The 25,667-nt window shown below is 63.5% G+C and carries 21 protein-coding genes and 3 pseudogenes; 14 read left to right on the plus strand and 10 right to left on the minus strand.

Going from position 1 to position 25,667, the window contains the following annotated elements; translation table 11 throughout:
• Positions 1-50: 50 nt before the first annotated feature.
• Complete coding sequence (locus tag LJX93_RS24820; protein ID WP_033701927.1) at positions 51-845, minus strand: phasin family protein; 795 nt, start codon at positions 843-845, stop codon at positions 51-53.
• Between the two features lie 10 nt (positions 846-855).
• Positions 856-1,275, minus strand: coding sequence for a phasin family protein (locus tag LJX93_RS24825; RefSeq protein ID WP_033701928.1), 420 nt, complete (start codon positions 1,273-1,275; stop codon positions 856-858).
• A gap of 176 nt (positions 1,276-1,451) precedes the next feature.
• Here LJX93_RS24825 and LJX93_RS24830 point away from each other — a divergent pair, with 176 nt between their 5' ends.
• Complete coding sequence (locus LJX93_RS24830; protein WP_227696505.1) at positions 1,452-6,170, plus strand: dermonecrotic toxin domain-containing protein; 4,719 nt, start codon at positions 1,452-1,454, stop codon at positions 6,168-6,170.
• A 12-nt stretch (positions 6,171-6,182) separates the two neighbouring features.
• Here LJX93_RS24830 and LJX93_RS24835 read toward each other — a convergent pair whose 3' ends face one another.
• The gene (locus LJX93_RS24835; RefSeq protein ID WP_033701930.1) at positions 6,183-6,458 is read right to left on the minus strand and encodes a polyhydroxyalkanoic acid system family protein; all 276 of its coding nucleotides are present in this window, start codon (positions 6,456-6,458) and stop codon (positions 6,183-6,185) included.
• A 124-nt stretch (positions 6,459-6,582) separates the two neighbouring features.
• Between LJX93_RS24835 and ubiE the strand changes: the two genes are divergently transcribed.
• From ubiE to LJX93_RS27575, 13 genes and pseudogenes are all read left to right on the plus strand, one after another.
• Positions 6,583-7,353, plus strand: coding sequence for a bifunctional demethylmenaquinone methyltransferase/2-methoxy-6-polyprenyl-1,4-benzoquinol methylase UbiE (ubiE, locus tag LJX93_RS24840; RefSeq protein ID WP_033701931.1), 771 nt, complete (start codon positions 6,583-6,585; stop codon positions 7,351-7,353).
• Complete coding sequence (locus tag LJX93_RS24845; RefSeq protein WP_033701932.1) at positions 7,353-7,976, plus strand: SCP2 domain-containing protein; 624 nt, start codon at positions 7,353-7,355, stop codon at positions 7,974-7,976. Before ubiE ends, LJX93_RS24845 begins: the two co-directional genes overlap by 1 nt.
• Positions 7,973-9,592 (plus strand): ubiquinone biosynthesis regulatory protein kinase UbiB, encoded by a 1,620-nt coding sequence (gene ubiB, locus LJX93_RS24850; protein ID WP_033701933.1) that lies wholly within the window; start codon positions 7,973-7,975, stop codon positions 9,590-9,592. Before LJX93_RS24845 ends, ubiB begins: the two co-directional genes overlap by 4 nt.
• Positions 9,593-9,664: 72 nt before the next feature.
• Positions 9,665-10,057 carry a phosphoribosyl-AMP cyclohydrolase gene (hisI, locus tag LJX93_RS24855; protein ID WP_033701934.1) on the plus strand — a complete coding sequence of 131 codons (393 nt, stop codon included), beginning with the start codon at positions 9,665-9,667 and terminating at the stop codon, positions 10,055-10,057.
• Between the two features lies 1 nt (position 10,058).
• On the plus strand, positions 10,059-10,394 hold the full coding sequence (locus tag LJX93_RS24860) for a phosphoribosyl-ATP diphosphatase (RefSeq protein WP_033701935.1): 336 nt from the start codon (positions 10,059-10,061) through the stop codon (positions 10,392-10,394).
• Between the two features lie 25 nt (positions 10,395-10,419).
• Positions 10,420-10,692 (plus strand): twin-arginine translocase TatA/TatE family subunit, encoded by a 273-nt coding sequence (locus LJX93_RS24865; RefSeq protein ID WP_033701936.1) that lies wholly within the window; start codon positions 10,420-10,422, stop codon positions 10,690-10,692.
• Positions 10,693-10,695: 3 nt separating this feature from the next.
• Positions 10,696-11,073, plus strand: coding sequence for a Sec-independent protein translocase protein TatB (gene tatB, locus LJX93_RS24870; RefSeq protein WP_047583920.1), 378 nt, complete (start codon positions 10,696-10,698; stop codon positions 11,071-11,073).
• Positions 11,070-11,858 carry a twin-arginine translocase subunit TatC gene (tatC, locus tag LJX93_RS24875; protein WP_033701938.1) on the plus strand — a complete coding sequence of 263 codons (789 nt, stop codon included), beginning with the start codon at positions 11,070-11,072 and terminating at the stop codon, positions 11,856-11,858. Before tatB ends, tatC begins: the two co-directional genes overlap by 4 nt.
• Positions 11,855-12,562, plus strand: coding sequence for a 16S rRNA (uracil(1498)-N(3))-methyltransferase (locus tag LJX93_RS24880; protein WP_033701939.1), 708 nt, complete (start codon positions 11,855-11,857; stop codon positions 12,560-12,562). The genes tatC and LJX93_RS24880 overlap by 4 nt, the downstream gene beginning before the upstream one ends.
• A 101-nt stretch (positions 12,563-12,663) precedes the next feature.
• Positions 12,664-13,677: pseudogene (locus LJX93_RS27560) on the plus strand (methyl-accepting chemotaxis protein); the annotation flags it as partial.
• A 198-nt stretch (positions 13,678-13,875) separates the two neighbouring features.
• Positions 13,876-14,580 (plus strand): methyl-accepting chemotaxis protein, encoded by a 705-nt coding sequence (locus LJX93_RS27565; RefSeq protein ID WP_414004140.1) that lies wholly within the window; start codon positions 13,876-13,878, stop codon positions 14,578-14,580.
• A gap of 296 nt (positions 14,581-14,876) precedes the next feature.
• Positions 14,877-15,917: pseudogene (locus LJX93_RS27570) on the plus strand (methyl-accepting chemotaxis protein); the annotation flags it as partial.
• 198 nt (positions 15,918-16,115) lie between these two features.
• Positions 16,116-16,686 (plus strand): annotated as a pseudogene (locus tag LJX93_RS27575) (methyl-accepting chemotaxis protein); the annotation flags it as partial.
• 166 nt (positions 16,687-16,852) lie between these two features.
• Here the strand turns inward: LJX93_RS27575 and LJX93_RS24895 are convergent.
• The 7 genes from LJX93_RS24895 to pip form a co-directional block, all read right to left on the minus strand.
• The gene (locus tag LJX93_RS24895; protein WP_033702582.1) at positions 16,853-17,587 is read right to left on the minus strand and encodes an amino acid ABC transporter ATP-binding protein; all 735 of its coding nucleotides are present in this window, start codon (positions 17,585-17,587) and stop codon (positions 16,853-16,855) included.
• Positions 17,580-18,542: an amino acid ABC transporter permease gene (locus LJX93_RS24900; protein WP_227696508.1), complete on the minus strand. Its 963-nt coding sequence runs from the start codon at positions 18,540-18,542 to the stop codon at positions 17,580-17,582. The genes LJX93_RS24895 and LJX93_RS24900 overlap by 8 nt, the downstream gene beginning before the upstream one ends.
• A 111-nt stretch (positions 18,543-18,653) precedes the next feature.
• A complete protein-coding gene (locus LJX93_RS24905) occupies positions 18,654-19,451 on the minus strand; it encodes a transporter substrate-binding domain-containing protein (RefSeq protein ID WP_033702583.1) in 798 nt (265 codons plus the stop codon).
• A gap of 256 nt (positions 19,452-19,707) precedes the next feature.
• Complete coding sequence (gene mdoH / locus LJX93_RS24910) at positions 19,708-22,281, minus strand: glucans biosynthesis glucosyltransferase MdoH (protein WP_033701943.1); 2,574 nt, start codon at positions 22,279-22,281, stop codon at positions 19,708-19,710.
• Positions 22,274-23,998 carry a glucan biosynthesis protein G gene (locus LJX93_RS24915; protein ID WP_201773246.1) on the minus strand — a complete coding sequence of 575 codons (1,725 nt, stop codon included), beginning with the start codon at positions 23,996-23,998 and terminating at the stop codon, positions 22,274-22,276. Before LJX93_RS24915 ends, mdoH begins: the two co-directional genes overlap by 8 nt.
• A gap of 263 nt (positions 23,999-24,261) precedes the next feature.
• The gene (gene dtd, locus LJX93_RS24920) at positions 24,262-24,699 is read right to left on the minus strand and encodes a D-aminoacyl-tRNA deacylase (RefSeq protein ID WP_033701945.1); all 438 of its coding nucleotides are present in this window, start codon (positions 24,697-24,699) and stop codon (positions 24,262-24,264) included.
• On the minus strand, positions 24,696-25,667 hold the full coding sequence (gene pip, locus LJX93_RS24925; protein WP_033701946.1) for a prolyl aminopeptidase: 972 nt from the start codon (positions 25,665-25,667) through the stop codon (positions 24,696-24,698). Before pip ends, dtd begins: the two co-directional genes overlap by 4 nt.

Consider the following 25,667-nt stretch of genomic DNA (forward strand, 5'->3'; position numbering starts at 1 on the left):
ATCGGCAGTGGCTTCTTCGCGGGGCAAGCCCGCGAAAAAGCCACGCAGTATCAGGCTTCGGTAACTGCGCTCACCGGTGCCGACGGTGTATTGCTGGCCGGTGCCGCGCTTGGCGCTGGCGCTGCGGTGGCAGCGGGTGCGGCGCTGGTGGCCGGTGTTGCCGGTTTGGCCGCAGCCGGTTTGGCCGGGGCCTTCTTCACCGCAGGTTTCTTCGCTGCAGCAGGCTTGGCTGCAACAGACTTGGCAGCCGGTTTTGCCGCCGGCTTGGCAGCGGCAACCTTGGCTGCGGGTTTGGCCGCGGGTTTGGCCGCAGCAACCTTGGCCGCAGGCTTGGCAGCAGCGGTTTTAGCAGCCGGTTTGGCAGGCGCCTTGGCCAACGGCTTGGCCGCAGTCTTGCTCGCAGCAGCTTTGCTCGCAGCAGCCTTGGAAACCGGCGTGACCGAAGCACCGGTCAGCTTCTCGATCTGCTTGGTCAGGCTGTCTACCTGCTGGTGCAGGGCCTTGATCTCGTTGCGGCTAGGTACGCCCAGGCGCGAGATGGCGCTGTTCAGGCGCTTGTCGAAGGCTTCTTCGAGCTCGCTCCACTTGCCCAGCGCACGGTCCTTCACGCCAGACACCCGCGAGGTGGTCGAAGACTTGGCGGTTTCGGCGACATCTTCAGCGGTCTTCCTGGCCTGCTTCTCGGCCTTCTCGCCGTCTTTCACCAACGTGTCGAACAGCTTCGGGCCGTCCTGGTCGATCTTCGAATAGATACCCAGCCCGGCCAGCCAGATCTTGCGGGAGTACTTCTCGATCCCGCCGACCCAGGAGCTGCTTTCTTTATCGGAATTCTTCTTGCCAGCCATCCTGCTCTCCTTATGGTTTGTGCGCGACGCGCTCAAGCAGCTCGTGCAGCTGTTCAAGCTTGATGGACAACGCCTCAACGTCATGTTTAGACGGAATGCCGAGGCGATTCAAGGCGCGACCAACCCGTGCGTCGAAAGCTTTTTCGATCTTGTCCAGTTGAACTTCGACCTTGCCGCGTACGCGGCTGACTTCCTGGGTCGCTTCGTCGATCTGGGTATTGGCGGCATCGAGCTCTTTGTCGATGCGTTTCTTGCCACGTTTTTCAACGCCTTCGCCGGCCTTGACCAGCTCGCTGAAGTACTCGGAACCTTCCTGGCCGACGCGGGCGTAAGCGCCGATACCTGCCAGCCAGATCTTGCGCGCGTAGCCGCGCACCTCGCCCAGGGTGCCCAGGGCGTCGTCCTTTTTCTTCACATTCACTTTGGCCATGCTCTGTACCTCATGCTCATGAGTGGAGAGGAACCGCCCATGGAGGTTGGGCTTGAGCATAAGGTAGTGGGCCAAATTAGAATCTTCACCCTAAGCTCGGCGCTTACGTATCTACCACCACGGCCCCTGGAAAGCGGACAAGCATGCAGCTCCCATCCGACTGGAGCGCTCCTGACATGCCCCCCGCCGCCCCCCTTGGTCATCTCTCCTTCAGGCACCTGGTTGCTGCCTGCTTTGCCGAACGCCCCAGCTTGCGTAGCGTCATGGCCAGGGCCGCCTTCGAAGCGCTGGCAGACCGTTACCCCTGGATTCGCAGCAACCACCCGCAGCTCCAGTCTCTCGAAGGCATGACCATCCTCCCCGCGCAAGCAGGCGATGGCTCAGTCGGGCAGCGTGATCTGGTCGAGACGTTGCTCGAGCACTTCCTGAGCAGCAGCCCCATGGCCCTGGCCGCCACCGACCAGCTCAGCCTGTCGCCGCCCGAGGTTTTTCGCCCACAGCCGCAAGCCCCCGTCATTGAACTGCGCATGGCTGAGGTGAACCAGGTATTCGACGAGGTGCTGGCAACCCTCATCGAAACGTTCCAACACGCGCAGGCCAGCTTCTGGTGTGGGCGCGATGGCGACTCGGATGTGTCCCGCTTGCGCTGGCTGGAGCAGGTGCTCAAGGCCGCGTTGCTCAATGCGATCGAGCGCATGGGCCTGAACGAGGACGAGAAGAACCTGTTGTACGGGTTGGTCGCCGAAGACAACGCCACCCCTGCCGTGCAGGGCCTGCAGGTATCGCTTCAGCAGCAAAGTGTCGAGCATCGGCTGGTATCGGCGGACCTGCTGGTGATCGCGGAGCGCGATGAGCGTCGCCTGGTGCTCTGGTGCCAGCCATCAGGCACTGTACGTCGCTTCGACGACCTCGCCGAGTTCGCCTGCGCGCTGCGCGACGCGCTGGCCGACCGCTATGATTTCGACACACTCTCTTGGGCCTGCGAACCGGTTAACGGCTGCGCCTTCCGCTACCAGGCCAGCCAGTTGCTCAACGCTGCCCTGCAGAACATCGAGCGCGTGCAGCTTTACCCGATCGCCCAGGCGCGTGAGCTGGAAAGCCTTTACAGCCAACTCAGCGACCCCTCCTCTGCGTTCACCGACGCCGGCAGCACCGACCAGCAGGCGCCCGCCATCCCCCTGCCGGGCTGGCTTGCCCAGGCCAGTGCCACCGACCGTTTCCGCTACCACATGGCAATGCTGGCATTGTCCTCGCGTCAAGCGTTGGCAAAGGGCACGCCGGCGCTTGCTGATCTCGAGGACCTTCAGCACTACACCGCCCGGCGCCTGCGAGAACAGATGCACGCGGACCACCCAGACAAAACAAGCGTGGACCCCGACCACCTGCTCATCACGATCTCGCAGGTCGTCGAGGCATCGTCCAACGGGCCGGCCCGCCTGGAACCCCTTGAAACCATCACCCTTACCGAACTGGCTATCGCGCGCTTGCAGCCGAGCCAGCATGAAGTGGCCTCGGCCGTAACCATGGACAGCACCCAGGCCGCCGAGGGTTGGCTGACCCTCGACTACATCAACGGGCTGGTACACACGCTCGACGTCGGGGGTCAGTACCCCCTGTACCTCCATGCCCGGCTGCAAGACCCGACTGATCGAGTCAAGCGCATCCAGGGCTTCGCCAGGCAATGGCGCAGCACCCTGCTGTTTGACGCGCTGCAAGCCAAGATCGAGGGGCATCTGAGTGAGCGTGCATGCCAGGCACTGGCTGAATTCTGCGATGACTCGACAGCTGCCGCGACCGCGATAAAAGTGGCCCCTCTGGCCTTCAACTGTGCAGCGGGCGCCACCAAGGCGAACCGGGTACGTGGCATGTTTCTGATCGAGGTTGTACAGACCCGGTCCTGGATACTCTACTGCCCTCTTGGCGCAAGCCGAAGCTTGCACGAGTACGCCAGCCAGGCGCAGCTCATGGCCAGCATCCGTGCCGCCGGTGAGTTGCAACGAAATATTCTGGCCTGGCTGGATGATGCTGACCGCCCGATCTACGAAAACGATGGTTTCACCCTCCCCCACTTGCACCCTCACCTGTCCGAACTGGCAGATCTGCTGGGGCCCGGCACAATGATGAGCGACCATGCCCTGGAGCAGTTGCGTGCGCCGGCCAGTCTGGCCTTCAAGGCGTGGGCAGACGACTTGGACAGCCAACTGCTCGAGGCACATGCCGAGGCGATGTTGCTGCTGGCCTCACGGCAGAGTGTCTCCAATGCCCAACAGCGCTGGGCGATGGTCATCCAACTGGGCTGGCTCGCGTTCAACACGGTCACCGTGCTGCTGCGCGGGCCTGCGGCGACAGTAGCCTGGCTGGTCTCGGCGTTTATCAGCGTGAAAGCCGACCTGGCAGCACTGTCCCAGGGCAGCCTTGAGGAAAAGGCCCTGGCCTGCTCCGACCTGTTGTTCAGTATCGCCATGCTATTGGTGCATACGCCTGCCACGGCGCGCCCTGAAACGAGCCCGCCCGGGCAAACCGGGGTGCACCTGGGTGGGCCTTTGCCTCGGCAAGCGGGCAGCGCGACGCCACAGGAACAGCCTCAGGCCAGAGACTGGCTCCCCCCCACAGAACACGCTATGCCCACGACGTTCAGGGTGAGCGCCTGGAGCGACAACCAACGCCTGGGCAATTTGCCCGACGCAGCACGCAGCGCCCTGCTCGAACTGCGCGCCAACGTTGACCTGCATGGGCTGGCTGCACAGCCGCAAGGACGCCTGCGCGGGCTCTACAACATCGACGGGCGCTATTACGTGAAGCTGGGAGCCGCCACCTACGAAGTCGAAGAGAGCTGGTCGGGGGTTCGCATCATCGGGCCCGACACCAGCAAAGGCGACTGGGCGGCGCAGGGGGGCGAATGGGATGGCTACCTCATCGTCGGCCGCGAGCGCAGCAGAGGGCCGTGGCTGACCCGCTGGAACGGCGAATGGGCGATCGATTTGCGGCTGGCGGGCGGCATGCCCAGGTCGCGCAAGACGATGCTCGATGAAAATCGACGGGCAATGGTTGCCTTGCAGGAAAACCGCAAACGCAACGACGACGAACTGGTGAAGAACGAGCGCTTCATTGAACGCTACCTGACGCTGACCCAAGCCTACGACAATGCCGCAGCGGCATTCAGGCAGACGGTGAAACAGTACCCGGGCGTGGCCCGCAACGAGCTACCCGAAGCACTGCAGACGCAGTTGCGCACGCTTCAGACCATGCGCAACGAGGCCCAGCCACACCTGCAGATACTGTCACTGACGTACGAAAAACAGGTCAACTTGCTAACCTCGCAAATCGAGCTGTTTGGCCAAATGAGCGAGCCCCGATTCGCCAGGTTCGACCCAAACAGCAGATCGGCTTACGCCCGCGGCCAGTGGTCGGAGCAACTGCTCGAAACGGACGTGCATCTTTATCACCGTTTGCTCGACCTGACCGACTATGACGTCCTCAAGCAACAGTCCGAGCAATTGGCCAGGCTACCCTTTGGTGAAGAACAGGGGCTGCTGTACCTTGCCTACCGCGATAACGTGGAAGCTGCCCACGCCACCCACAAGCGCTTGCTGGCGGTCAGTGAACGCCTCGACCAGAACCTCGCCCAAGCCCTGGCCGACACCAGCCTGCAGTTCGAAGGCAAGCAGGCAAAGCTTGAGGAGGTCATCGGCCAACGCCACTTTTCAACCGTCATCATGCGCGCTCAGTTACTCGCCGACCTGGCCCAGCTGAGTGTCGACAGAGATCAACTCACCCGTGAAAACTTCAACGAGCTGCTGCGCATGCAGGCAGCGCTGCGCAACCCTGGCTTCCAAGCGGCATTGCTAAGCCATGACGGCCTGGCCGCGGCAAACTTGCCCGCCGAGGAACAGGCAGAAATCCTCGGCACTGCATTGCGTGAATACGAGACATCGCTGGGTAAAGCCAACTACTTGTTGTCATTGAACGAGCCAGCACTGAACGCTGCACGCGTGGAGCAATACATCAGCCAGTTGACGGCCTTGAAGTCATCGGCCGAGCATGACCTGAACAACGCGCTGCGCGCCGGTGAAAGCGGTGAGCCGGCGCAAGCCCGCCAGATGACTTACCGAGGGCGGCCAGGCAAACGCAAGCTGATCCGCACCACGCAAGGCAGAACGATCCTGGCCGAACAGGCTCAGGACAACGGCGTGGCGACGCAGAACGACCCATTGACCCAGCAGACCATTGAGTACCAGCAGCGCAGCGATCAGTGGGAACAACTCCCCAGCATCGCCACCCCTCGCAGCAATGCCTACTTGCGCCAGGTCGGCACCAGCCTGCTCGCGCAGAAAGCCGACAAGCTTGCCCTGATCGCCCGCTACTCGAAGGAACCCAATAGCCTGGCAGACCTGATGGACTGGCAGATTCAGGACATGGCCGACATCGCCCGTCAACTGACGGCCGGGCCAGCCGACGGCCAGGCCCTGGCGGTGCAGCTGAACGAAGCCGTCGCGCAGTTGCAGGCAGAAAAGCGCCGCTTGCTAACCGATGCCTACTTCAACACCCAACACCCGGACAGCACGGCTCTGCGCTACCTGCATCAGGAGGGCCATATCGAGATCGCACTGGCCAAGACGCGCAAACGGCTCAAGCAAAACGACTACCTGGATGTGTATGCCATCCATCGCATACAACCCAGGCAGAAACTCTGGGAAGCGCACTTTCACTACACCAGTGCCCAAGCCGCGCCGCGTGAGTTCGCCAAAGGCCACTTGAAATTCTGGGAGCCACGGGCGATGAACCGAGACGAGCGCCTGCAGCGCTCACACGACTCGGCAGAGCGGATAAACATCTACCGGGGCGATTTGCGCCTTGAGCAGATCGATGGGGTGATCCCGTTCCCGTCCGTCTGAAAACCGCTCGGGTCAGGCCAGCGCCTTGTCCAGCGCCCGCTCGATCTCGCCCTTGATGGTGCCGCTCATCATCGACAGCATCATGCCCAGTTTCAGCTCGACGCGGATGCTGTCGTCACCGATGTGCACGCTGCCGTTGGCGCCACTGCGTGCCACGTCGACGCGGTCGCCGTTCCAGGTGGCCTTGAGGTCATATTCGCGGCTCAGCTTGTCCACCAGCGCTTCGGCCTTGGCGCGAGCGGCCTCGCGGCCAAGGGAGTGTTTGCGTTCGACGCTGATCTGGGTCATGCGGGTGTTCCTGAATATGAAGACATAATCGGCATTATGCCCGCCCCTGCCCCCCGGCACACCCCGCCAAGACAAATCCGCCCGTTCGCCCTAGAATGGCGGTAATTTTTTCCGGTGAAGCGATATGAACGACCAGCGCAAAGGCGAACACGCCGAACCCACCACCCATTTTGGCTACCAGGACGTCCCCGAGAGCCAGAAAGCCAAGAAAGTCGCCGAGGTGTTCCACTCGGTGGCGGCCAAGTACGACCTGATGAACGACGTGCTTTCCGGCGGCATGCACCGCCTGTGGAAGCGCTTCACCATCGAGCTGTCGGGCGTGCGCAGCGGCAACCGCGTGCTGGACATTGCCGGCGGTACCGGTGACCTGGCCGCCAAGTTCTCGCGGCTGGTCGGCCCGACCGGGCAGGTAGTGCTGGCCGACATCAACGAGTCGATGCTCAAGGTTGGCCGTGACCGCCTGCTCGACCGTGGCGTGGCGGGCAACATCGAGTTCGTCCAGGCCGACGCCGAGAAGCTGCCGTTCCCGGACAACCACTTCGACTGCGTGACCATCGCCTTCGGCCTGCGCAACGTCACCCACAAGGACGAAGCCATCCGCTCGATGCTGCGCGTGCTCAAGCCGGGCGGGCGCCTGTTGATCCTCGAATTCTCCAAGCCGACCAGCAAGCTGATGTCCAAGGCCTATGACGCGTACTCGTTCGCCTTCATGCCACTGGCCGGCAAGCTGATCACCAACGACTCGGAAAGCTACCGCTACCTGGCCGAATCGATCCGCATGCACCCCGACCAGGAAACCCTCAAGGCCATGATGGTCGACGCCGGCTTCGACCGCGTCACCTACCACAACATGACCAGCGGCATCGTCGCCGTACACCGGGGAATCAAGCCCTGATGCTGCTGGCCGGGCTGCTCGCCAGCGTCGAACATGGCCTGAACCGCGTCCTGCGCATGGACAGCACGGCATTGCCGCGGCTGGCTGCGCTCGAAGGCAAGGTCATCGAGATCGATTGCCGTCAGCCGGCCCTGCAGGTGTTCATCCTGCCCGATGAAGACGGCCTGATGCTGGCCGCGCACTGGGAAGGCGAGGTCGACTGCAGCCTGCGCGCCCCCGCTGGCAGCCTGGCGCAACTGGCCTTGGCCAGGGACAAGACCGCCGTGTTGCACAGCCCGCAGGTCGAACTGCATGGCGACAGCGCCGTACTGCTCGACCTGTTCGGCGTGTTGCAGGACCTGGAGCTGGACTGGGAGCACGAACTGCAGCGTTGGCTCGGCCCGGTCGCCACCGCGCTGCTGGCAGGCCACATCCGCCTGCGTGCGCGCTGGACCCGCCAAGGCCTGACGCGCTTCAGCCAGAACCTCTCCGAGTACCTGGCCGAAGAGTCCCGCACCCTGGTCGGCAAACGCGAAGCCGAAGCCGCCTTCAGCGAGCTCGATGCCTTGAAGGTCGATACAGAACGCTTAGAGGCGCGCCTGCTGCGCCTCTCCCGATCCCTTGATACCAGCGATAACGCATGAAGCTGCTCGCCGTCCGCCGTCTCTTTCGCATCCAGCGTGTGGTGATCCGCTACCGCCTCGATGACCTGCTGTTCGACCTGCCCCTGCCCTGGTGGCTGATGAGCCTGCGCCTGCTGATGCCCTGGCGCTGGCTGCCGCGCACGCCCTCCGCGCTCAGCCGTGGCGCGCGCCTGCGCCTGGCGCTGCAGGACCTGGGGCCGATCTTCATCAAGTTCGGCCAGCTGCTGTCCACCCGCCGCGACCTGCTGCCCACCGACATCGCCGACGAACTGATGCTGCTGCAAGACCGCGTGCCGCCGTTCGACCCGAAAAAGGCCGTGGCATTGATCGAGGAGCAGCTCGGCGCCAAGGTCGGTGAGGTGTTCAGCCGTTTCGACGTCGAACCGCTGGCCTCGGCCTCGGTGGCCCAGGTACACGCCGCGCGCCTGAAGAGCGGCGAAGAAGTCGTGGTCAAGGTGGTACGCCCGGGCCTCAAACCGATCATTGCCCAGGACCTGGCCTGGCTGTTCCTGATCGCCAAGGGCGCCGAGCGGGTGTCTGCCGACGCTCGCCGCCTGCACCCGGTCGAAGTGGTCAACGATTACGAAAAGACCATCTACGACGAACTCGACCTGCTCCGCGAGGCGGCCAACGCCAGCCAGTTGCGGCGCAACTTCGAGGGCTCCGAGCTGATGTACGTGCCCCAGGTCTACTGGGACCTGTGCCGGCCCAAGGTGCTGGTGATGGAGCGCATCTACGGCGTGCCGGTCACCGACATGGCAACCCTGGCCGACCAGCGTACCGACATGAAGCTGCTGGCCGAGCGCGGTGTGGAGGTGTTCTTCACCCAGGTGTTCCGTGACAGCTTCTTCCATGCCGACATGCACCCCGGCAACATTTTCGTCAGCACGGTAAAGCCGTGGAGCCCGCAGTACATCGCCATCGACTGCGGCATCGTCGGCAGCCTCACCGCAGAGGACCAGGACTACCTGGCGCGCAACCTGATCGCCTTCTTCAAGCGTGATTACCGCCGCGTCGCGCAACTGCACATCGATTCGGGCTGGGTGCCGGCGCACACCAAGGTCAATGAGTTCGAAGCCGCGATCCGTACCGTGTGCGAGCCGATCTTCGAAAAACCGTTGAAAGACATTTCCTTCGGCCAGGTGCTGATGCGCCTGTTCCAGACCGCCCGGCGCTTCAACATGGAGGTCCAGCCGCAACTGGTGTTGCTGCAGAAGACCCTGCTCAACATCGAGGGCCTGGGCCGCCAGTTGTACCCCGACCTGGACCTGTGGAGCACCGCCAAACCGTTTCTGGAACGCTGGATGCGCGAGCGCTACAGCCCAAAGGCCATGGTCGGCAACCTGTACAGCCAGGCCGAGCAACTGCCGCACCTGGCCGGCATGACCCGCGACCTGCTCGAACGCCTGTCGCAACCGCACCTGCACGACCCGCAACTGCCCCAGCGGCGCCGCCAGGGCGACCGCTGGGCACTGCGCCTGCTCGGCGCCGGCCTGCTCGGCGGTGGCGCGGTACTGGCCGCAGGTGCCGCCGAGGCCGCCAGCCTGGCCGCCCCGGCCGCCTGGCCGGCATGGCTGATGCTGGCCGCTGGCCTTTACCTGATCGTGCGCCAATAGCCAGCCGCGCCTCTGGCTGGCACACTAGCGCAAAGGGCCCGGCACAGGAGCGGGTCCGTTTTGGAGTCGACGATGAAAGACTGGCTGGACGAGATCAAGTGGAACAGCGATGGCCTGGTACCGGCCATTGCCCAGGACCACAAGACCGGACGCGTGCTGATGATGGCCTGGATGAACCGCGAATCCCTGGCCCTGACTGCCGCCGAGCAACGCGCCATCTACTGGTCGCGCTCGCGTGGCAAACTGTGGCGCAAGGGCGAGGAGTCCGGCCATGTACAGAAATTGCACGAAATGCGCCTGGACTGTGATGCCGACGTGATCATCCTGATGGTCGAGCAACTGGGCCATATCGCCTGCCATACCGGCCGCGAAAGCTGCTTCTACCGCGTCTACGAAGACGGCCAATGGCAAACCGTCGACCCGGTCCTGAAGGACCCGGACGCCATCTATAGCGCAGGACACTGACATGAGCGACACCCTCAACCGCCTGGCCGAAGTGCTTGAACAACGCAAGCACGCGGCGCCCGACAGCTCCTACGTGGCAAGCCTGCATCACAAGGGCCTGAACAAGATCCTCGAGAAGCTCGGCGAAGAGTCCATCGAGACGATCATTGCCGCCAAGGATGCTGCGATCAGCAAGGATTACAGCGATGTCATCTATGAAACCGCCGACCTGTGGTTTCATAGCATGGTGATGCTCAGCGCGTTGGGGCAGCATCCACAGGCCGTGCTCGATGAACTGGAGCGCCGTTTCGGGCTTTCCGGGCATGACGAGAAGGCTGCGCGTCAACCTTCCGCCTGACTGAATAGAATTCTAGGAGAGCAACATGGGTATCTTTGACTGGAAACACTGGATTGTACTGCTGGTGGTGGTAGTGCTGGTGTTCGGCACCAAGAAGCTGAAAAACTTCGGCAGCGACCTCGGCGAGTCGATCAAGGGCTTTCGCAAGGCCATGAGCGACGAAGAGAACAAGCCGGCCGAGCAGACGCCGCCGCCTGCACAGCCCGTTCCGCCAGTGCAGAACACTGCCCAGCAGGCCCAGGGCCACACCATCGAGGGCCAGGCCCAGCCGGTCCAAGAGCCACAGCGGAAAGACTGACCCATGTTCGGCATCAGTTTCAGTGAGCTGCTGCTCGTCGGCCTCGTCGCCCTGCTGGTGCTCGGCCCCGAGCGCCTGCCCGGCGCCGCGCGTACGGCCGGGCTGTGGATCGGGCGCCTCAAGCGCAGCTTCAACAGCATCAAGATGGAAGTCGAGCGCGAGATCGGCGCCGACGATATCCGTCGGCAGCTGCACAACGAGCACATCCTGCACATGGAAGAGGAAGCCCGGCGCATCCTCAACCCGCAGACGCCACCGGTGCAGCCACCGGTCACCACGGCCACGGTGCAACCTCCCGCAGGGCTCGAAGCTACGCCAGACGCCACGCCTGCCGCCCCGGCCGCACCCTCTGAACCGCCACAACCGCCGCGAGCCCCATGAGCGAAAATCCGGAACACGACCAGCCCATGCCGCTGGTCTCGCACCTGACCGAACTGCGCACTCGCCTGCTGCGTTGTGTCGCCGTCATCTTCCTGATCTTTGCCGGGTTGTTCTCCTTCGCCCAGCAGATCTACACCCTGGTCTCGGCGCCGCTGCGCGACCACCTGCCGGCCAATGCGACGATGATCGCCACCGACGTGGCCTCGCCGTTCCTCACGCCGTTCAAGTTGACCATGATCGTGTCGTTGTTCCTGGCGATCCCGTTCATTCTTCAACAGATCTGGGGCTTCATCGCACCCGGGCTGTACCGCCATGAAAAACGCATCGCCATTCCGCTGCTGGTGTCGAGCATCTTCCTGTTCTACGCCGGCATGGCCTTCGCCTATTTCCTGGTGTTCCCGCTGATTTTCGGCTTCTTCGCCAGCGCCACACCGGAAGGCGTGTCGATGATGACCGACATCGCCAGCTACCTCGACTTCGTCATGACCCTGTTCTTCGCCTTTGGCGTCGCCTTCGAGATCCCGGTGGCCGTGGTGTTGCTGGTGTGGATCGGCGTGGTCGACGTGAAGTACCTGAAGAAGGTTCGCCCTTACGTGATCATCGGCTGCTTCGTGGTCGGCATGGTCCTGACCCCGCCGGACATCTTCTCCCAGACCTTGCTGGCAGTGCCCATGTGGCTGTTGTTCGAGGTCGGTGTGCTGTGTGGCAGCCTGATCCGCAAGCGCAGCGAGCACGATGAAGCCGCAAACGATCACAACGACCAACCCCCTGCGACGCAACCGTGAACCTGCTGTTACTCGAACAAGCCGATTTCATCGCAGCCGACCGCGTGGTCCTGGCCGACCGGCGTTTCACCCACATGCAGGAGATTCACCGGGTGGCGGTGGGCGATAGCCTGCGCGTCGGGCAGGTCAACGGGTTGATGGGCCGCGCCACCGTGGTGCGCCTGGAAGGCCATGAAGCGGAACTGCAAGTGGGCTTCGACCAGCCGCCGCCAGCCAAGCTGCCGCTGACCCTGGTGCTGGCGGTGCCGCGGCCGAAAATGCTGCGCCGGCTGTTCCAGACCGTCGCCACCCTGGGTGTCGAGCGCCTGATCCTGGTGAACAGCTACAAGGTCGAGAAGAGTTTCTGGCAAACGCCTTTCCTTAACCCCGAAAGCATTCGCGAAAACCTCATCCTGGGCCTGGAGCAGGCCCGCGACACGGTGTTGCCCGAGGTGATCATCGAGAAGCGCTTCAAGCCGTTCGTCGAAGACCGCCTGCCGGCCATCGCCGAAGGCACCTTGGGCCTGGTGGGCCACCCCGGCCCCTACCCTGCCTGCCCGCGGGCCGTCGAGCAAGCGGTGACCCTGGCCATCGGCCCTGAGGGTGGCTGGATCCCCTATGAAGTCGAGCTGCTGGGCAAGGCTGGCCTTGCGCCTGTGCAACTGGGTGAGCGCATCCTGCGCGTGGAGACTGCCGTAATCGCGCTGTTATCGCGTATTTTCTGACGCAATCGTCAGGCTTTTCACCCATCAAGTTTCTCTCTCCCGGGCCGATGCCTTGGCAACACAATAATTAACCGTGCTGCCAAGTTACCGGGGAGTCGAACATGTACCGATGGTTAGCCCACGTGCTGGGAAATGTAAGCGTCAATCGCAAGCTGGGGTTGGGCTTCGGCCTGGTACTGCTACTGACCCTGGCCATTACCCTGACCGGCTGGCACGGCCTGGACAGCGTCATCGACCGCGGCGACAAGCTGGGTAATATCTCGGTGATCCAGCAATACACCCAGGAACTGCGCATCGCCCGCCAGCATTACCAGCGCGACCGCAATGACGCCGCTGTGGCCGAGCTGGAAAAGGCCCTGGCCAATCTTGATCGCCAGGTGCAGCTGATGCTGGGCCAGATCGAACTCCCCGCCGACCGCCAGCGCCTCGAACAGCAGCGCGAGGCCGTGCGCATCTATCAACAAGCGTTCAACGACCTGAAACAGGCCGGCCAGCGCCGCGAGGCCAGCCGTGCCGTGCTTGGCGACAGCGCCGACAAGGCCGTCGAGCTGGTCGGCCGGGTCAAGCGGGGCCTGCTGCAGGGCGGCGATATCAGCCAATACCAGTATGCGGTGGACGTCAGCGCACTGCTGCAACAAGCGCGCTTCCAGGTCCGTGGCTATACCTACAGCGGCGATGCGCAGTACCAGCAGACCGCACTGAAGGCCATCGACCAGGCCCTGGCCGAACTCAAGGCGCTGCCGGCCAAGGTGCCCGCCGAACATGCCGCCAGCCTCGACGATGCCGCCACCGCCCTGGCCGGCTACCGTGACGCGGTCAACCAGTTCGGCAGTGCGCAGGCTGCCAGCGAGCAGGCGCTGCAACACATGGCCGACCAAGGCTCGGTGCTGCTGCAGACCAGCCAGACGATGACCACCTCACAGACGGCAGTGCGCAACGCCGGTGCCAGCCAGGCCAAGACCCTACTCGCCGCCGCCACCGCCCTGGCCCTGGCGCTGGGCCTGCTGGCGGCCTGGGCCATCACCCGGCAGATCATCATCCCACTGCGCCAGACCCTGAACGCTGCCGAGCGCGTGGCCAGTGGCGACCTGAGCCAGGACTTGCCGGTACAACGCCGCGACGAACTGGGCCAGTTGCAGGCCAGCATGCAGCGCATGACCCAGGGCCTGCGTGAGTTGATCGGCGGCATCGGCGACGGTGTCACGCAGATCGCCAGCGCCGCCGAGGAACTGTCGGCGGTGACCGAGCAGACCAGCGCCGGGGTCAACAACCAGAAGGTAGAAACCGACCAGGTGGCGACGGCCATGAACCAGATGACCGCCACCGTGCACGAGGTGGCACGCAATGCCGAACAGGCCTCGGAAGCCGCGTTGATGGCCGACCAACAAGCCCGCGAGGGTGATCGGGTGGTGGGTGAGGCGGTGGCCCAGATCGAGCGCCTGGCCTCTGAGGTGGCCAACTCCAGCGAAGCGATGAACCAGCTCAAGGCCGAGAGCGACAAGATCGGCAGCGTGCTCGATGTGATCAAATCGGTGGCCCAGCAGACCAACCTGCTGGCCCTCAACGCGGCGATCGAGGCAGCACGGGCCGGCGAGGCCGGGCGTGGCTTTGCCGTAGTCGCCGACGAAGTGCGCAGCCTGGCCCAGCGTACGCAGCAGTCGACCGAAGAAATCGAAGAACTGATTGCCGGCTTGCAAAGCGGCACGCAACGTGTGGCCAGCGTGATGGACAACAGCCGCCAGCTGACCGACAGCAGTGTCGAGCTGACCCGCCGCGCCGGGGGCTCTCTGGAGACCATCACCCGTACCGTGTCGTCGATCCAGGCGATGAACCAGCAGATTGCCACGGCGGCGGAAGAACAGAGCGCGGTGGCCGAGGAGATCAACCGCAGCGTGATGAATGTGCGGGATATCTCCGATCAGACCTCGGCGGCCAGTGAAGAGACGGCCAGCTCCAGTGTGGAACTGGCGCGGTTAGGCACGCACCTGCAAGGGCTGGTAGGGCGGTTCAGGCTCTGATCGTGCAAGGCCTGCGGGCGTGGTGTAGGAGCGGCCTTGCGTCGCGATCGGGGCGCGTAGCGCCCCCAGCACTCTCTGCGGCGAAGCTGAAAAACCAGGGCCGCTACGCGCCCCGTTCGCGACGCAAGGCCGCTCCTACACAAGCGTCGCGGCGGGCCTGCAGAAATTCATACAGTCTTTGCTGAATTTTCCTACGGGATTATCAGGTCAAGTCCTACGCCTCCGCGGCCGATGGGCAGGGGTGTCATGCCGGCATTGCGCCGGCATGCCCTCTCTCAAACGGACGGAGACACATCATGCTCGGCTACCTCAACCGCAGGCTCGGCAACGTCGGTGTCGGCGCCAAGCTTGCCCTCGGCTTCGCCGTGGTCTTGCTGCTTACCCTGGCCACCACCCTCAGCGGCTGGCGCGCGCTGGATGGCGCTATCACCCGCTCGGAACAACTCAGTGAAATCGGCCTGATCAACGACCTGGTCAAGGACCTGCGCGCAGAGCGCATCACCTATCGCGTGCTCGGCGACGACGCCAGCAAGTCGCGCATCATGCGCATCCTCGACCAGCTCGAAGGCATGCTGACCACCCTGCAGCAACGCAGCCATGTCGATGATTCACGCCAGATGCTCACCCAGAAGCTGCAATTGTTGCAGCGCCTGCGCGACGACTTCGCCGAACTGCAGCGCACGGTCGCACAGCGGCACGCGCTGCGCGAGGCCATGCAGGCGCAGGAGCAGAAACTCAACGACGTCATCGACGAACTGCAGACCCAGGCCTTGCTGAAGATGCCTGCCGACAGCCAGCAAAGCGGCGTGCTGGGCCTGATGGATACCCTCAGCCGTCACGTCGACGGCGCCAACCAGCAGAGCCTGGTACCCGCCTATACCTTCTCGCCCGTCGAGGGTTTCGCCAAAGTCGGCGATGGCGCACTTGACGCCGCCGACAGCAGCCTTGGCCAGTTGCTCAAGGGGCTTGCGCCCCTGGGCCTGCCGCGCACGCTGACGGAACAGCCCGGTGTCGAGTTGGCCAAGTACCGCACCAGCCTGGACCAGTACCGTAGCGCCGCCGTGCGGGTCGAGCAGTTGCAAGGCAACATGGAAAACATGGGTGATGAGTTAAGCGCCGTCAGCGTGGAGTTGGGCGAGCGCAAGGTCGAGCAACGCGACAGCGAGGCCCTGGCAGCCCGCTCGTTGCTGACCAGCGTGGCCGTGCTGGCGCTGGTGGTGGGGGTCATCGCCGGCTGGCTGATCACCCTGCAGATTACCCAGCCGCTGCGCCAGACACTGGCCGTGGCCGCGCGTATCAGCAAGGGCGACCTGAGCCAGGTCGAGCCGGTGCTGCGCCGTGACGAGATGGGCCAGTTGCAGTCCAGCATGCGCGACATGACCTTGAGCCTGCGCGAGCTCATCGGCGGCATCGACCAAGGTGTCGGCCACCTGTCACAGGCGGCCACGCAACTGGCCGCCAGCAGTGAGGACACCAAGCTGCGCATCAACCAGCAACGCGAGGAAACCGACCAGGTGGCCACCGCCATGAACCAGATGAGCGCGACCGTGCAAGAGGTGGCGCAGAACGCCGAACAAGCATCGCTGGCCGCAACCAATGCCGACCAGCAGGCGCAGGTGGGCGATCAGGTGGTGGCCGAAGCCATCAGCTGCATCGAGCAACTGGCTGGGCAGATGGACGATTGCCTGGCAGCCATGCAGCATCTGGCGGGCGAAAGCCAGCGCATCGGCAGCATCCTCGATGTGATCAAGTCGGTGTCCGAACAAACCAACCTGCTGGCCTTGAACGCAGCGATCGAAGCAGCCCGGGCCGGTGAAGCCGGGCGTGGTTTTGCGGTGGTCGCCGATGAGGTACGCGGGCTGGCGCAACGGACCCAGCAGTCGACCGAGGAGATCGAACAACTGATCGAAAGCCTGCACAGCGGCACAGACGAGGTCACGCACCTGCTCGACAACAGCAAGCGCCTGACCGAGCAGAGTGTCGAGCTGAGCCGCAAGGCAGGGCATGCGCTGGGGCAGATCACCGATACGGTGTCGAGTATCCAGGGCATGAACCAGCAGATTGCCACGGCCAGCGAAGAGCAGAGCGTGGTGGCCGAGCAGATCAACCGCAGTGTGCTGAATGTGCGCGATGTGTCTGACCAGACCAGTGCGGCCAGTGAACAGACGGCGGCTTCGAGTGGCGAGCTGGAGCAACTGGGGCGGCAATTGCGGGGGATGGTCGGGCGATTCAGCCTTTGAGATTGCCGGGGGCGCAATGCGCCCCCAAGCGGTTACAGCACCTGGCGCAAGAACGCCTGCGCTCGCGGGTCCTTCGGCGTATCAAAGAACTGCGCCGGCGAGGCATCTTCCAGCAACTTGCCATGGTCGAAGAACAGCACCCGGTCAGCCACTTCCCGGGCAAAGCCCATCTCGTGGGTAACGCAGACCATGGTCATGCCTTCCTGAGCCAGGGTCTTCATCACATCCAGCACTTCGCCGACCATTTCCGGGTCGAGCGCCGAGGTCGGTTCGTCGAACAGCATCACCTTCGGCTCCATGGCCAAGGCACGGGCAATCGCCACGCGCTGCTGCTGGCCGCCGGACAACCGCGACGGGTACTCGTTGGCCTTCTGCGCGATACCGACCTTCTCCAGCAGGGCCCGGGCCTTGGCCTCACGCTCGGCCTTGCCGCGCTTGCGCACCACCTTCTGCGCCAGGCACAGGTTCTCCAGCACGGTCATGTGCGGGAACAGGTTGAAATGCTGGAACACCATGCCGACTTCGCGGCGGTAGGCGTTGATGTCGGTCTTCGGGTCGGCCAGTTGCAGGCCGTCGATGGCCACATGGCCTTCGTCGAAATGCTCCAGGCCGTTGAGGCAGCGCAGGAAGGTCGACTTGCCCGAACCCGACGGGCCAAGCACCACCACCACTTCGGCCTTGGCTACACGCGTGGTGACATTGTCTACCGCGCGAACCACTTGGCCGCGGGTGTCGAAGACTTTTACCAGGTCACGGACTTCAATCACTTTGCGCAAGCCTCCGCTCAAGCCGGCTGGCCAGGTGCGACAGCGGCAGGTTGATCAGCAGGTACAGGCCTGCCACGCAGAACCAGATCTCGAAGGTCGAGAACGAGGTGGTGATGGCCTCGCGGCCGCTCTTGGTCAGTTCGGTAATGGCGATCACCGAGACCAGCGAGGTGTCCTTGACCAGGCTGATGAACTGGCCGGCCAACGGCGGCAGCACGCGTTTGAAGGCCTGGGGCAGGATCACATGGCGCATCGACTGGCTGGCGTTCAAGCCCAGCGAGCGGGCCGCCTCGTTCTGGCCGCGGGCGATCGACTGCACACCGGCGCGGACGATCTCGGCCACATAGGCCCCGGTGAACAGCGCCAGCGCCGCAACCCCGGCGAATTCGCGGGACAGGTTGAGCACGGTGCCGATGAAGAAGTAGAAGATGAAGATCTGTACCAGCAGCGGTGTGCCCCGCACCAGTTCGACGTACACCGTCGACAAGTCACGCAGGGTCGGGTTGTTCGATAACCGGCACAGGCCCGCGAACAGGCCGATCACCAGGCCCAGGGCGCCCGACACCACCGACAACCACAGCGTGGTCCACAGGCCCCACGCCAACGGGCCAGCCGCCCAGTGGCGGGTCACACCGACCTGGTCGCCTTCGGCGACGTCATCGCCACGGCTCAATTGCAGGCTGTTGCTGTCCACATCGAGCACCTGCTCAACGCCGTCTTCGCCCTTGAGCGAGACGCGGGCGGTGTCACCGGAGATGACGATGTCCTGCACGGTGCCATTGCTGGCGGCGCGCTGGGCGTCTTCGGCCTGGTAGGCAAAATACTGAGGGACGCGGTTCCAGCGCCATTCATAGGACATCAACGAGGTGGCCAGATACAGACTGACCGCCAGGCCAACCAGCACCAGCGCAGTCAGCGCGTGCCAGGGCCACTGGGCTTTCTTGTGTTTGATCACGGGGTTACTCCAGAAAGCGGCAAGCCGCAAGCTACAAGCTGCAAGGAAAACCAGACCGCGTATTGGCCCACCTTCTCTTGCAGCTTGCAGCTTGCGGCTTGAAGCTACTTCTTATTCCATTTCCTTCAGCCAGTCCTTGTTCTTGAACCACTTGTCGTGGATACGATCGTAGGTCCCGTCATGCTTGATCTGGTGCAGGAAGTTGTTGATGAAGTTGATGCTGTCGTAGTCGCCTTTCTTCAGGCCGAATGCCAGCGGCTCGTAGGTGAAGGGTTCTTCGAGGAACAGCAGCTTGCCAGCGCCGGCCTTCTCCACCGCCACCACGTTGTAGGGTGCATCGTAGACGAAGGCGTCGGCCTTGCCGTTGACCACATCCATCACCGCTTCCTGCTCGTTGTCGTAGCCGTGGTACTTGGCTTTGGCGATCAACTTCTTGGAAACCATCTCGCCGGTGGTACCGAGCTTGGAGGTGATGCGGTACTTCTCGTTGTTCAGGTCTTTGTAGGTCTTGATCTCGCCCGCCAGGTCCTTGCGGATCAGCAAGGTCTGGCCGACCACGATGAAGGGTTCGCTGAAGTTCAGGCGCAGGTTGCGTTCCTGGGTCAGGGTCATGCCGCTGCCGATCATGTCGAACTTGTTGGTCAGCAGGGCCGGGATGATGCCGTCATAGGCGGTGGAGACGGTCTCCAGCTTGACGCCCATGGACTTGGCCATGGCTTTGAGGATATCGACCTCGAAGCCGATGATCTCGCCACGCTTGTTGGTCATCTGGAACGGCATGTAGGTTGGGTCCATGCCCACTTTCAGGGTGCCGCGCTTGACCGCGTCTTCGATGGCGCCAGCCTGGGCTGCCGAGACGGCGACCAGGGCGGTAACACCGACCAGCAGTCGCGAAAGGTATTTCTTGATCATCACCAAGTCCCCTAGCAAGAAAAGAAGCAAATCTTATTGTTGGCACGGCCGTACTGGCCGAAGTGTCTATCGGAGACGGATGCTAACGCATGGCGGCTCAGGGACCTAGCGCCGGGGGGGACTTTGTTGGCCAAAATCGATTGCATGGCCGGTCTGAAGCTTCGCGGGGCAAGCCCGCTCCCACAGGGACAGCACAGCATTGAAGCACTGTGAAGTCGCAGTGGGGGCGGGCTTGCCCCGCGAATGCTATGGATCAGGCGCCGACGAGTGCCGGCTGGCCTTCATTCTCTGGATGCAACGGCAACAACGGCGAATGCGGGTCGTTGTTGATCGAAGCACGCCACACATCGATCCAGGCAGCGTTGTGCTCGGCCCAGACCCGATCATGCAGGCGCGCCAAGGCGACCGGGTCGCTCAGCAAGGCCAGGCGGGTATTCAGGTCCAGCCCCTGCGGCCCAACGTCCAGCGCCTTGGCCACACGCTCGGCACGCAGCGCTTCGATCGCTGCAGCCTGGCCGTGGCGAGCCGTCGCCATGGCGCAGGCCAGGGCATTCTGCCGCGGGTCGACCACTGCCCGCACAAAACCGTCGTGCAGGGCATGCCAACGGTTCTCGTGGGTGTACTGGTCAGTAGCCAGCAGCTCCTGCGGCGTTGCGTATTCCTCAGGGATCAGGAACAGCTTCTCGTCCTTGGCCGCCAGGCCCAGGCGGGTGCGGCTGGAGATCACCGACACCGGGATCGACAGCACCAGCGAACCCACGATCGGCGCCAACCACCACAGGAAGCTCGGGTTCAGCCAGGCAACCAGCGCTGCCCAGGCAAAGCCCAGCAGGGTCTGCGGGCCATGGCGGCGCACGGCCTCGCTCCACGGCGTGGAGTCGTCGTCACGCTGCGGCGAGTTCCAGGTCGCGGCCCAGCCGAGGAACGCGGCCAGCACGAAGCGGGTGTGGAAGATCATCCGGACCGGCGCCAGCAGCATGGAGAACAGCATCTCCATCAGCATCGACAGGGTGACCTTGATACGCCCGCCAAACTCGGTGGCGCCCTTGGCCCAGATCAGGATGATGCTCAGCAGCTTGGGCAGGAACAGCAGCACGATGGTGGTGGAGAACAGCGCAACGGCTTTTTCCGGGTGCCACTGAGGCCACAGCGGGTAAAGCTGGTACGGTTCGATGAAGTATTGCGGCTCCATCAGCGTGTTGGTCGCCAGCAGCGCGGTCGACAGCACCAGGAAGAAGAACCACAACGGCGCCGACAGGTACGACATCACGCCGGTGAGGAACACCGCACGGTGCACCGGGTGCATGCCCTTGACCAGGAACAGGCGGAAGTTCATCAGGTTGCCGTGGCACCAGCGGCGGTCACGCTTGAGCTCGTCGAGCAGGTTCGGCGGCAACTCTTCGTAACTACCCGGCAGGTCATAGGCGATCCACACGCCCCAGCCGGCACGGCGCATCAGCGCGGCTTCGACGAAGTCGTGGGAGAGGATGGCACCGGCGAAGGCGCCCTTGCCCGGCAACGGCGCCAGGGCGCAGTGCTCGATGAACGGCTTCATGCGGATGATCGCGTTGTGGCCCCAGTAGTGCGACTCGCCCAGCTGCCAGAAGTGCAGGCCGGCGGTGAACAGCGGGCCGTACACACGGGTGGCGAATTGCTGCATGCGCGCATACAGGGTGTCCATGCCGGACGCCTTGGGCGCGGTCTGGATGATGCCGGCGTCCGGGTTGGCCTCCATCAGGCGCACCAGGCTGCTCAGGCACTCGCCGCTCATGACGCTGTCGGCGTCGAGCACGACCATGTACTTGTACTCGCCGCCCCAGCGACGGCAGAAGTCGTCGAGGTTGCCGCTCTTGCGCTTCACCCGGCGCCGACGGCGGCGATAGAAGATGCGGCCGAAGCCCTTGGTTTCGCGGCACACGTCCAGCCAGGCCTGTTGCTCGGCGACGGCAATGTCGGTGTCGTTGGTGTCGCTGAGCACGAAGAAGTCGAAACGGTCGAGGTTGCCGCTGGCGGCTACCGATTCGAACGTCGCCCTCAGGCCTGCGAACACCCGCGGCACATCTTCGTTGCAGATGGGCATGACCAGCGCGGTACGTGCCTCGGGCGCGATCGGCTCACTGCCGGCACTGCTGCCGGAAATGCGGTACTTGTCGCGCCCGGTGAGCAGCTCAAGGAAGCCCATCAGCGCCGTCCAGAAGCCCGCCGACACCCAACAGAACAGGATGCCGAAGAGAATCAGGATGGAGGTCTGCAGGGCATACGGCCACACCTGCACGACGGTTTCCCACAGCGACTGGTTGACGATCTCGTCGAGGTCGACGAACGACCAGCCCTGATACGGCAAGATGCCCTTCATGTACCAGCCGGCGACGATGGTCTGGCCGATCATCAGGGTCAGCAAAATATAGCGGCGGATCGAACCAACCGTGCGCCAGCGGGCCTTGGGCAGCTCGCGCTGCTCTGGCTGCGGCGCGTTGGTGCGCCCGGTCATGCGCCGCCACATGCGGATCAGCACGTTGGTGCGCCATGGCTCGGGCACCACGCGGGTGCGCTTGATCGGCGGTGCGATTTTCAGGCACAGCCGGCCGCTGCCGTCGACGCCGAGCATTTCGGCTTCTTCAAGCTCGGCGGCGCTGCCCACGGTCAGCCGCGGGCCCACCGAAGCCTGCACGGCCTCGGCGGCGTTGGCGGCCGGGTTGGCCGCCAGGCGTTGGTGCAGCTCACCGAACGAGGTGCAGCTGGCGAGTTCCGCGCGCTGCTCATCGCTCAGTGGGAGGTGGGCCAGGTATTCGCCAAGCGATTCCGGCCTTGCGCTTGAGTTACTCATCGGCAGGCAACTGATAGCTCCAGGTCTCGGTCAGCACTTGTTCGGTGGTGGCCGGGGTCCCGTTGGTGGACGCCGCGTCGGCGGCAGGTTGTTCGGCCTTGGCGTTTTTCTCGGCCTTGGCGTGCTTGGCAGCGGCCTTGTCCTGCTTGGCGTCCTTGGTAGCAGGCTTGGCGGGTTCGACAGGCACGTCGCGAACCAGCGCAGCGCGCATTTCCGTCGATTTGTTGGCTTCCTTGACCTTCAGCCGCAGGGTCAGGCGCCAGCCCTTGCTCTCTGGGTTATAGCGCAGGTTGTTCTCGACCACCTCGGCATTGTCGCCGACGCTGATCTGGCTGCGTACTGCGGTGTCTTCCGGCAGGGCGGCCAGGTTGGCACCTGCGAAGTCGACGATGAACGCCACGCTGCCATCAGGCTGACGAATCAGGTTGGACTGTTTGACGTCACCGGTGGAGCGCAGGGTCTGGGTGACCGAGGCCACGTCCTGGGCCTGGAACTGGGCCTCGTTGATGGTCCAGTGCAGGCGGTAGTCGTACTCGAACGGCTTGCCAGGCTCTGGCAGGGCCTCGGGGCTCCAGAACGCCACGATGTTGTCGTTGGTCTCGTCGGCGGTCGGGATTTCAACCAGGTCGACGGTGCCCTTGCCCCAGTCGCCCTTGGGCTCGATCCAGGCGCTTGGACGCTTCTGGTAGTTGTCGTCGAGGTCTTCATAGTCCTTGAAGTCGCGATGACGCTGCATCAGGCCGAAACCACGCGGGTTCTCGACGCTGAAGTTGCTGACAGCCAGGTGTTTCGGGTTGTTCAGCGGGCGCCACAGCCACTCGCCGTTACCGGCATGGATCGACAGGCCTTCGGAATCGTGCAGGGCCGGGCGGTAGTTCATGACCTTGGACGGCTGGTTAGGGCCGAACAGGTACATGCTGGTGAGCGGTGCGATGCCCAGGCGGCTGACGTGGTCACGCAGGTAGACCCGCGACTTGACGTCGACCACGGTGTCGCTGCCCGGACGCAGGGTCAGTTTGTAGGCACCGGTGGAGCGCGGCGAGTCCAGCAGGGCATAGATCACCAGGTGCTTGTCGGCAGGCTTTGGCTTCTCGACCCAGAACTCGGTGAACCGCGGGAACTCTTCACCCGACGGCAGCGCGGTGTCGATGGCCAGGCCACGGGCCGACAGGCCATATACATGGCCCTTGCCGACCACGCGGAAGTAGCTGGCGCCAAGCAGGGTCATGATCTCGTCCTGCTTGTCGGCCTTGTTGATCGGGTAAAGCACGCGGAAACCGGCATAGCCCAGGTTCTTGGTGGTTTCCGGGTCGTGCGGCACGTCACCGAACTCGAAACGGCTCGGGTCGTACTTGATTTCCTCGACCTTGGAGGCGGTCACTTCGTTGATTTTCACCGGGGTGTCGAAATGCATGCCCTGGTGATAGAAGGACAGCTTGAAGGGGGTCTTGTCCTTGGCCCACTCGGCCTTTTCCTGCAGGAAGTGAATCTTCTGGTAGTCGGCGAACTTCATGTCGCGGAAGACTGCCGGCAGATTGCTCTTCGGTGCTTCGTACTTCTGGCCGGCCAGATCCTTTGCCTTGGCTGCAACATCGTCAAGATTGAATGCCCACAGCTGGCCCGCGCTCATCAGGCCGACCAGTGCCACGCTGGCCATCAGGGCCTTGCGTAGCCGAATGCCGGGGATTCTTGATGCTTTATGGGGACTAACAATCACGAGCAACCCTCGCCGAAAACAGATCATGAAACCAACGGCCAGCTACAAATGCCGGGTTGGCGAGCACTGTTCGGACCCCGTAAGGGCGCAATGATTCCCCAAACGGATCCAGACAATACTCGAGTCAGAGTGAAACGAACCTGCGAACGCAGGTCCATGCAGCGCGCGATTATCCAGCAGGTCGCGTGACAACGCATCAGGCTGGACTAACTATTTATCGTACAAAACCCCTTGTTTTCCTACAAACAAGGGGTTTTTTAGCCTCACATTTGTAACATAAATGTTACGGGGCCATCATTGACCAGTTGCACCTGCATGTCTGCGCCAAATCGCCCACTCGCCACATCGGCGTGCTTGCCCTTCGCCTGTTCTAAAAGATAGTCGAACAGCTCGGCGCCGAGGGCCGGTGGCGCCGCCGTCGAGAAGCTCGGCCGCATGCCGTTGCGGGTATCTGCCGCCAGCGTGAACTGGGACACCAGCAACAAACCGCCGCCGACATCCTTGAGCGACAGGTTCATCTTGCCCTGCTCATCGCTGAACACCCGATAGTTAAGCAGCTTGTGCAGCAGCTTATCGGCCGATTCGCGGGAATCTTCAGGCTCGACCGCCACCAACACCAACAGGCCATGGTCGATGGCACCGACGACCTCCCCGGCAACCTCTACCCGTGCGCCACGCACACGCTGTAGCAGCCCCCTCACGCTTCTTCCAGGGGCAGGTCGAGCAGGCGACGGGCCATCTGCTCGGCAGCGCGCACCAGGGCATCGGTGATGCCCGGCTCAGAGGCCGCGTGGCCAGCATCGCGAATGACCTTCAGCTCGCTGTTGGGCCAGGCCTGGTGCAGCGCCCAGGCGTTGTCCAGCGGGCAGATCACATCGTAGCGGCCATGCACGATCACCGCCGGCAGGTGGGCGATCTTCGGCATGTCGCGGATCAGCTGGTCCGGCTTGAGGAAGGCATTGTTCATGAAATAGTGGCATTCGATGCGGGCAATCGACAGCGCGCGCTGCGGCTCGGAGAAGCGGTCGACCACCAGCGGGTTGGGGCGCAGCGTAGCGGTGCGGCCCTCCCAGGTGGACCAGGCCTTGGCGGCGTGCATCTGGGCGATCTGGTCGTTGCCGGTCAGGCGCTTGTGGAAGGCCTTGACCAGGTCACCGCGCTCTTCAGGCGGGATCGGTGCAATGTAGTCCTGCCAGTAGTCGGGGAACAGGCGGCTGGCGCCTTCCTGGTAGAACCACTCGATCTCCTGCGGGCGGCACAGGAAGATGCCGCGCAGGATCAGGCCATGCACGCGCTCAGGGTGGGTCTGGGCGTAGGCCAGGGCCAGGGTCGACCCCCACGAACCACCAAAAAGCACCCACTTGTCGATGCCCAGGTGCTTGCGGATACGCTCCAGGTCCTCGACCAGGTGCCAGGTGGTGTTGTTCTCCAGGCTCGCGTGCGGCGTGGAGCGGCCACAGCCACGCTGGTCGAAGGTGATGATACGGTACAGGTTGGGGTCGAAGTAGCAACGGCTCTGGGCATCACAACCGGCACCCGGGCCACCGTGGATGAACACCACCGGCAGACCTTCAGGCGAGCCGCTTTCATCGACATACAGCACATGCGGCGCTTCCACGGCCAGATCGTGCCGGGCGTAGGGTTTGATCTGCGGGTAGAGGGTCTGCAT

Source organism: Pseudomonas sp. HN2-3 (assembly GCF_020691745.1).
Lineage (GTDB): Bacteria > Pseudomonadota > Gammaproteobacteria > Pseudomonadales > Pseudomonadaceae > Aquipseudomonas > Aquipseudomonas capeferrum.

Excerpts from the sequence above, each read along its gene's own strand:
- mdoH (WP_033701943.1), bottom strand. The coding sequence starts at position 22,281 with ATGAGTAACTCAAGCGCAAGGCCGGAATCGCTTGGCGAATACCTGGCC.
- LJX93_RS27565 (WP_414004140.1), top strand. The coding sequence starts at position 13,876 with ATGACCGCCACCGTGCACGAGGTGGCACGCAATGCCGAACAGGCCTCG.
- tatC (WP_033701938.1), top strand. The coding sequence starts at position 11,070 with ATGAGCGAAAATCCGGAACACGACCAGCCCATGCCGCTGGTCTCGCAC.
- ubiB (WP_033701933.1), top strand. The coding sequence starts at position 7,973 with ATGAAGCTGCTCGCCGTCCGCCGTCTCTTTCGCATCCAGCGTGTGGTG.
- LJX93_RS24825 (WP_033701928.1), bottom strand. The coding sequence starts at position 1,275 with ATGGCCAAAGTGAATGTGAAGAAAAAGGACGACGCCCTGGGCACCCTG.
- LJX93_RS24865 (WP_033701936.1), top strand. The coding sequence starts at position 10,420 with ATGGGTATCTTTGACTGGAAACACTGGATTGTACTGCTGGTGGTGGTA.
- LJX93_RS24820 (WP_033701927.1), bottom strand. The coding sequence starts at position 845 with ATGGCTGGCAAGAAGAATTCCGATAAAGAAAGCAGCTCCTGGGTCGGC.
- tatB (WP_047583920.1), top strand. The coding sequence starts at position 10,696 with ATGTTCGGCATCAGTTTCAGTGAGCTGCTGCTCGTCGGCCTCGTCGCC.
- LJX93_RS24860 (WP_033701935.1), top strand. The coding sequence starts at position 10,059 with ATGAGCGACACCCTCAACCGCCTGGCCGAAGTGCTTGAACAACGCAAG.
- LJX93_RS24845 (WP_033701932.1), top strand. The coding sequence starts at position 7,353 with ATGCTGCTGGCCGGGCTGCTCGCCAGCGTCGAACATGGCCTGAACCGC.
- ubiE (WP_033701931.1), top strand. The coding sequence starts at position 6,583 with ATGAACGACCAGCGCAAAGGCGAACACGCCGAACCCACCACCCATTTT.
- LJX93_RS24830 (WP_227696505.1), top strand. The coding sequence starts at position 1,452 with ATGCCCCCCGCCGCCCCCCTTGGTCATCTCTCCTTCAGGCACCTGGTT.
- pip (WP_033701946.1), bottom strand. The coding sequence starts at position 25,667 with ATGCAGACCCTCTACCCGCAGATCAAACCCTACGCCCGGCACGATCTG.
- LJX93_RS24835 (WP_033701930.1), bottom strand. The coding sequence starts at position 6,458 with ATGACCCAGATCAGCGTCGAACGCAAACACTCCCTTGGCCGCGAGGCC.
- hisI (WP_033701934.1), top strand. The coding sequence starts at position 9,665 with ATGAAAGACTGGCTGGACGAGATCAAGTGGAACAGCGATGGCCTGGTA.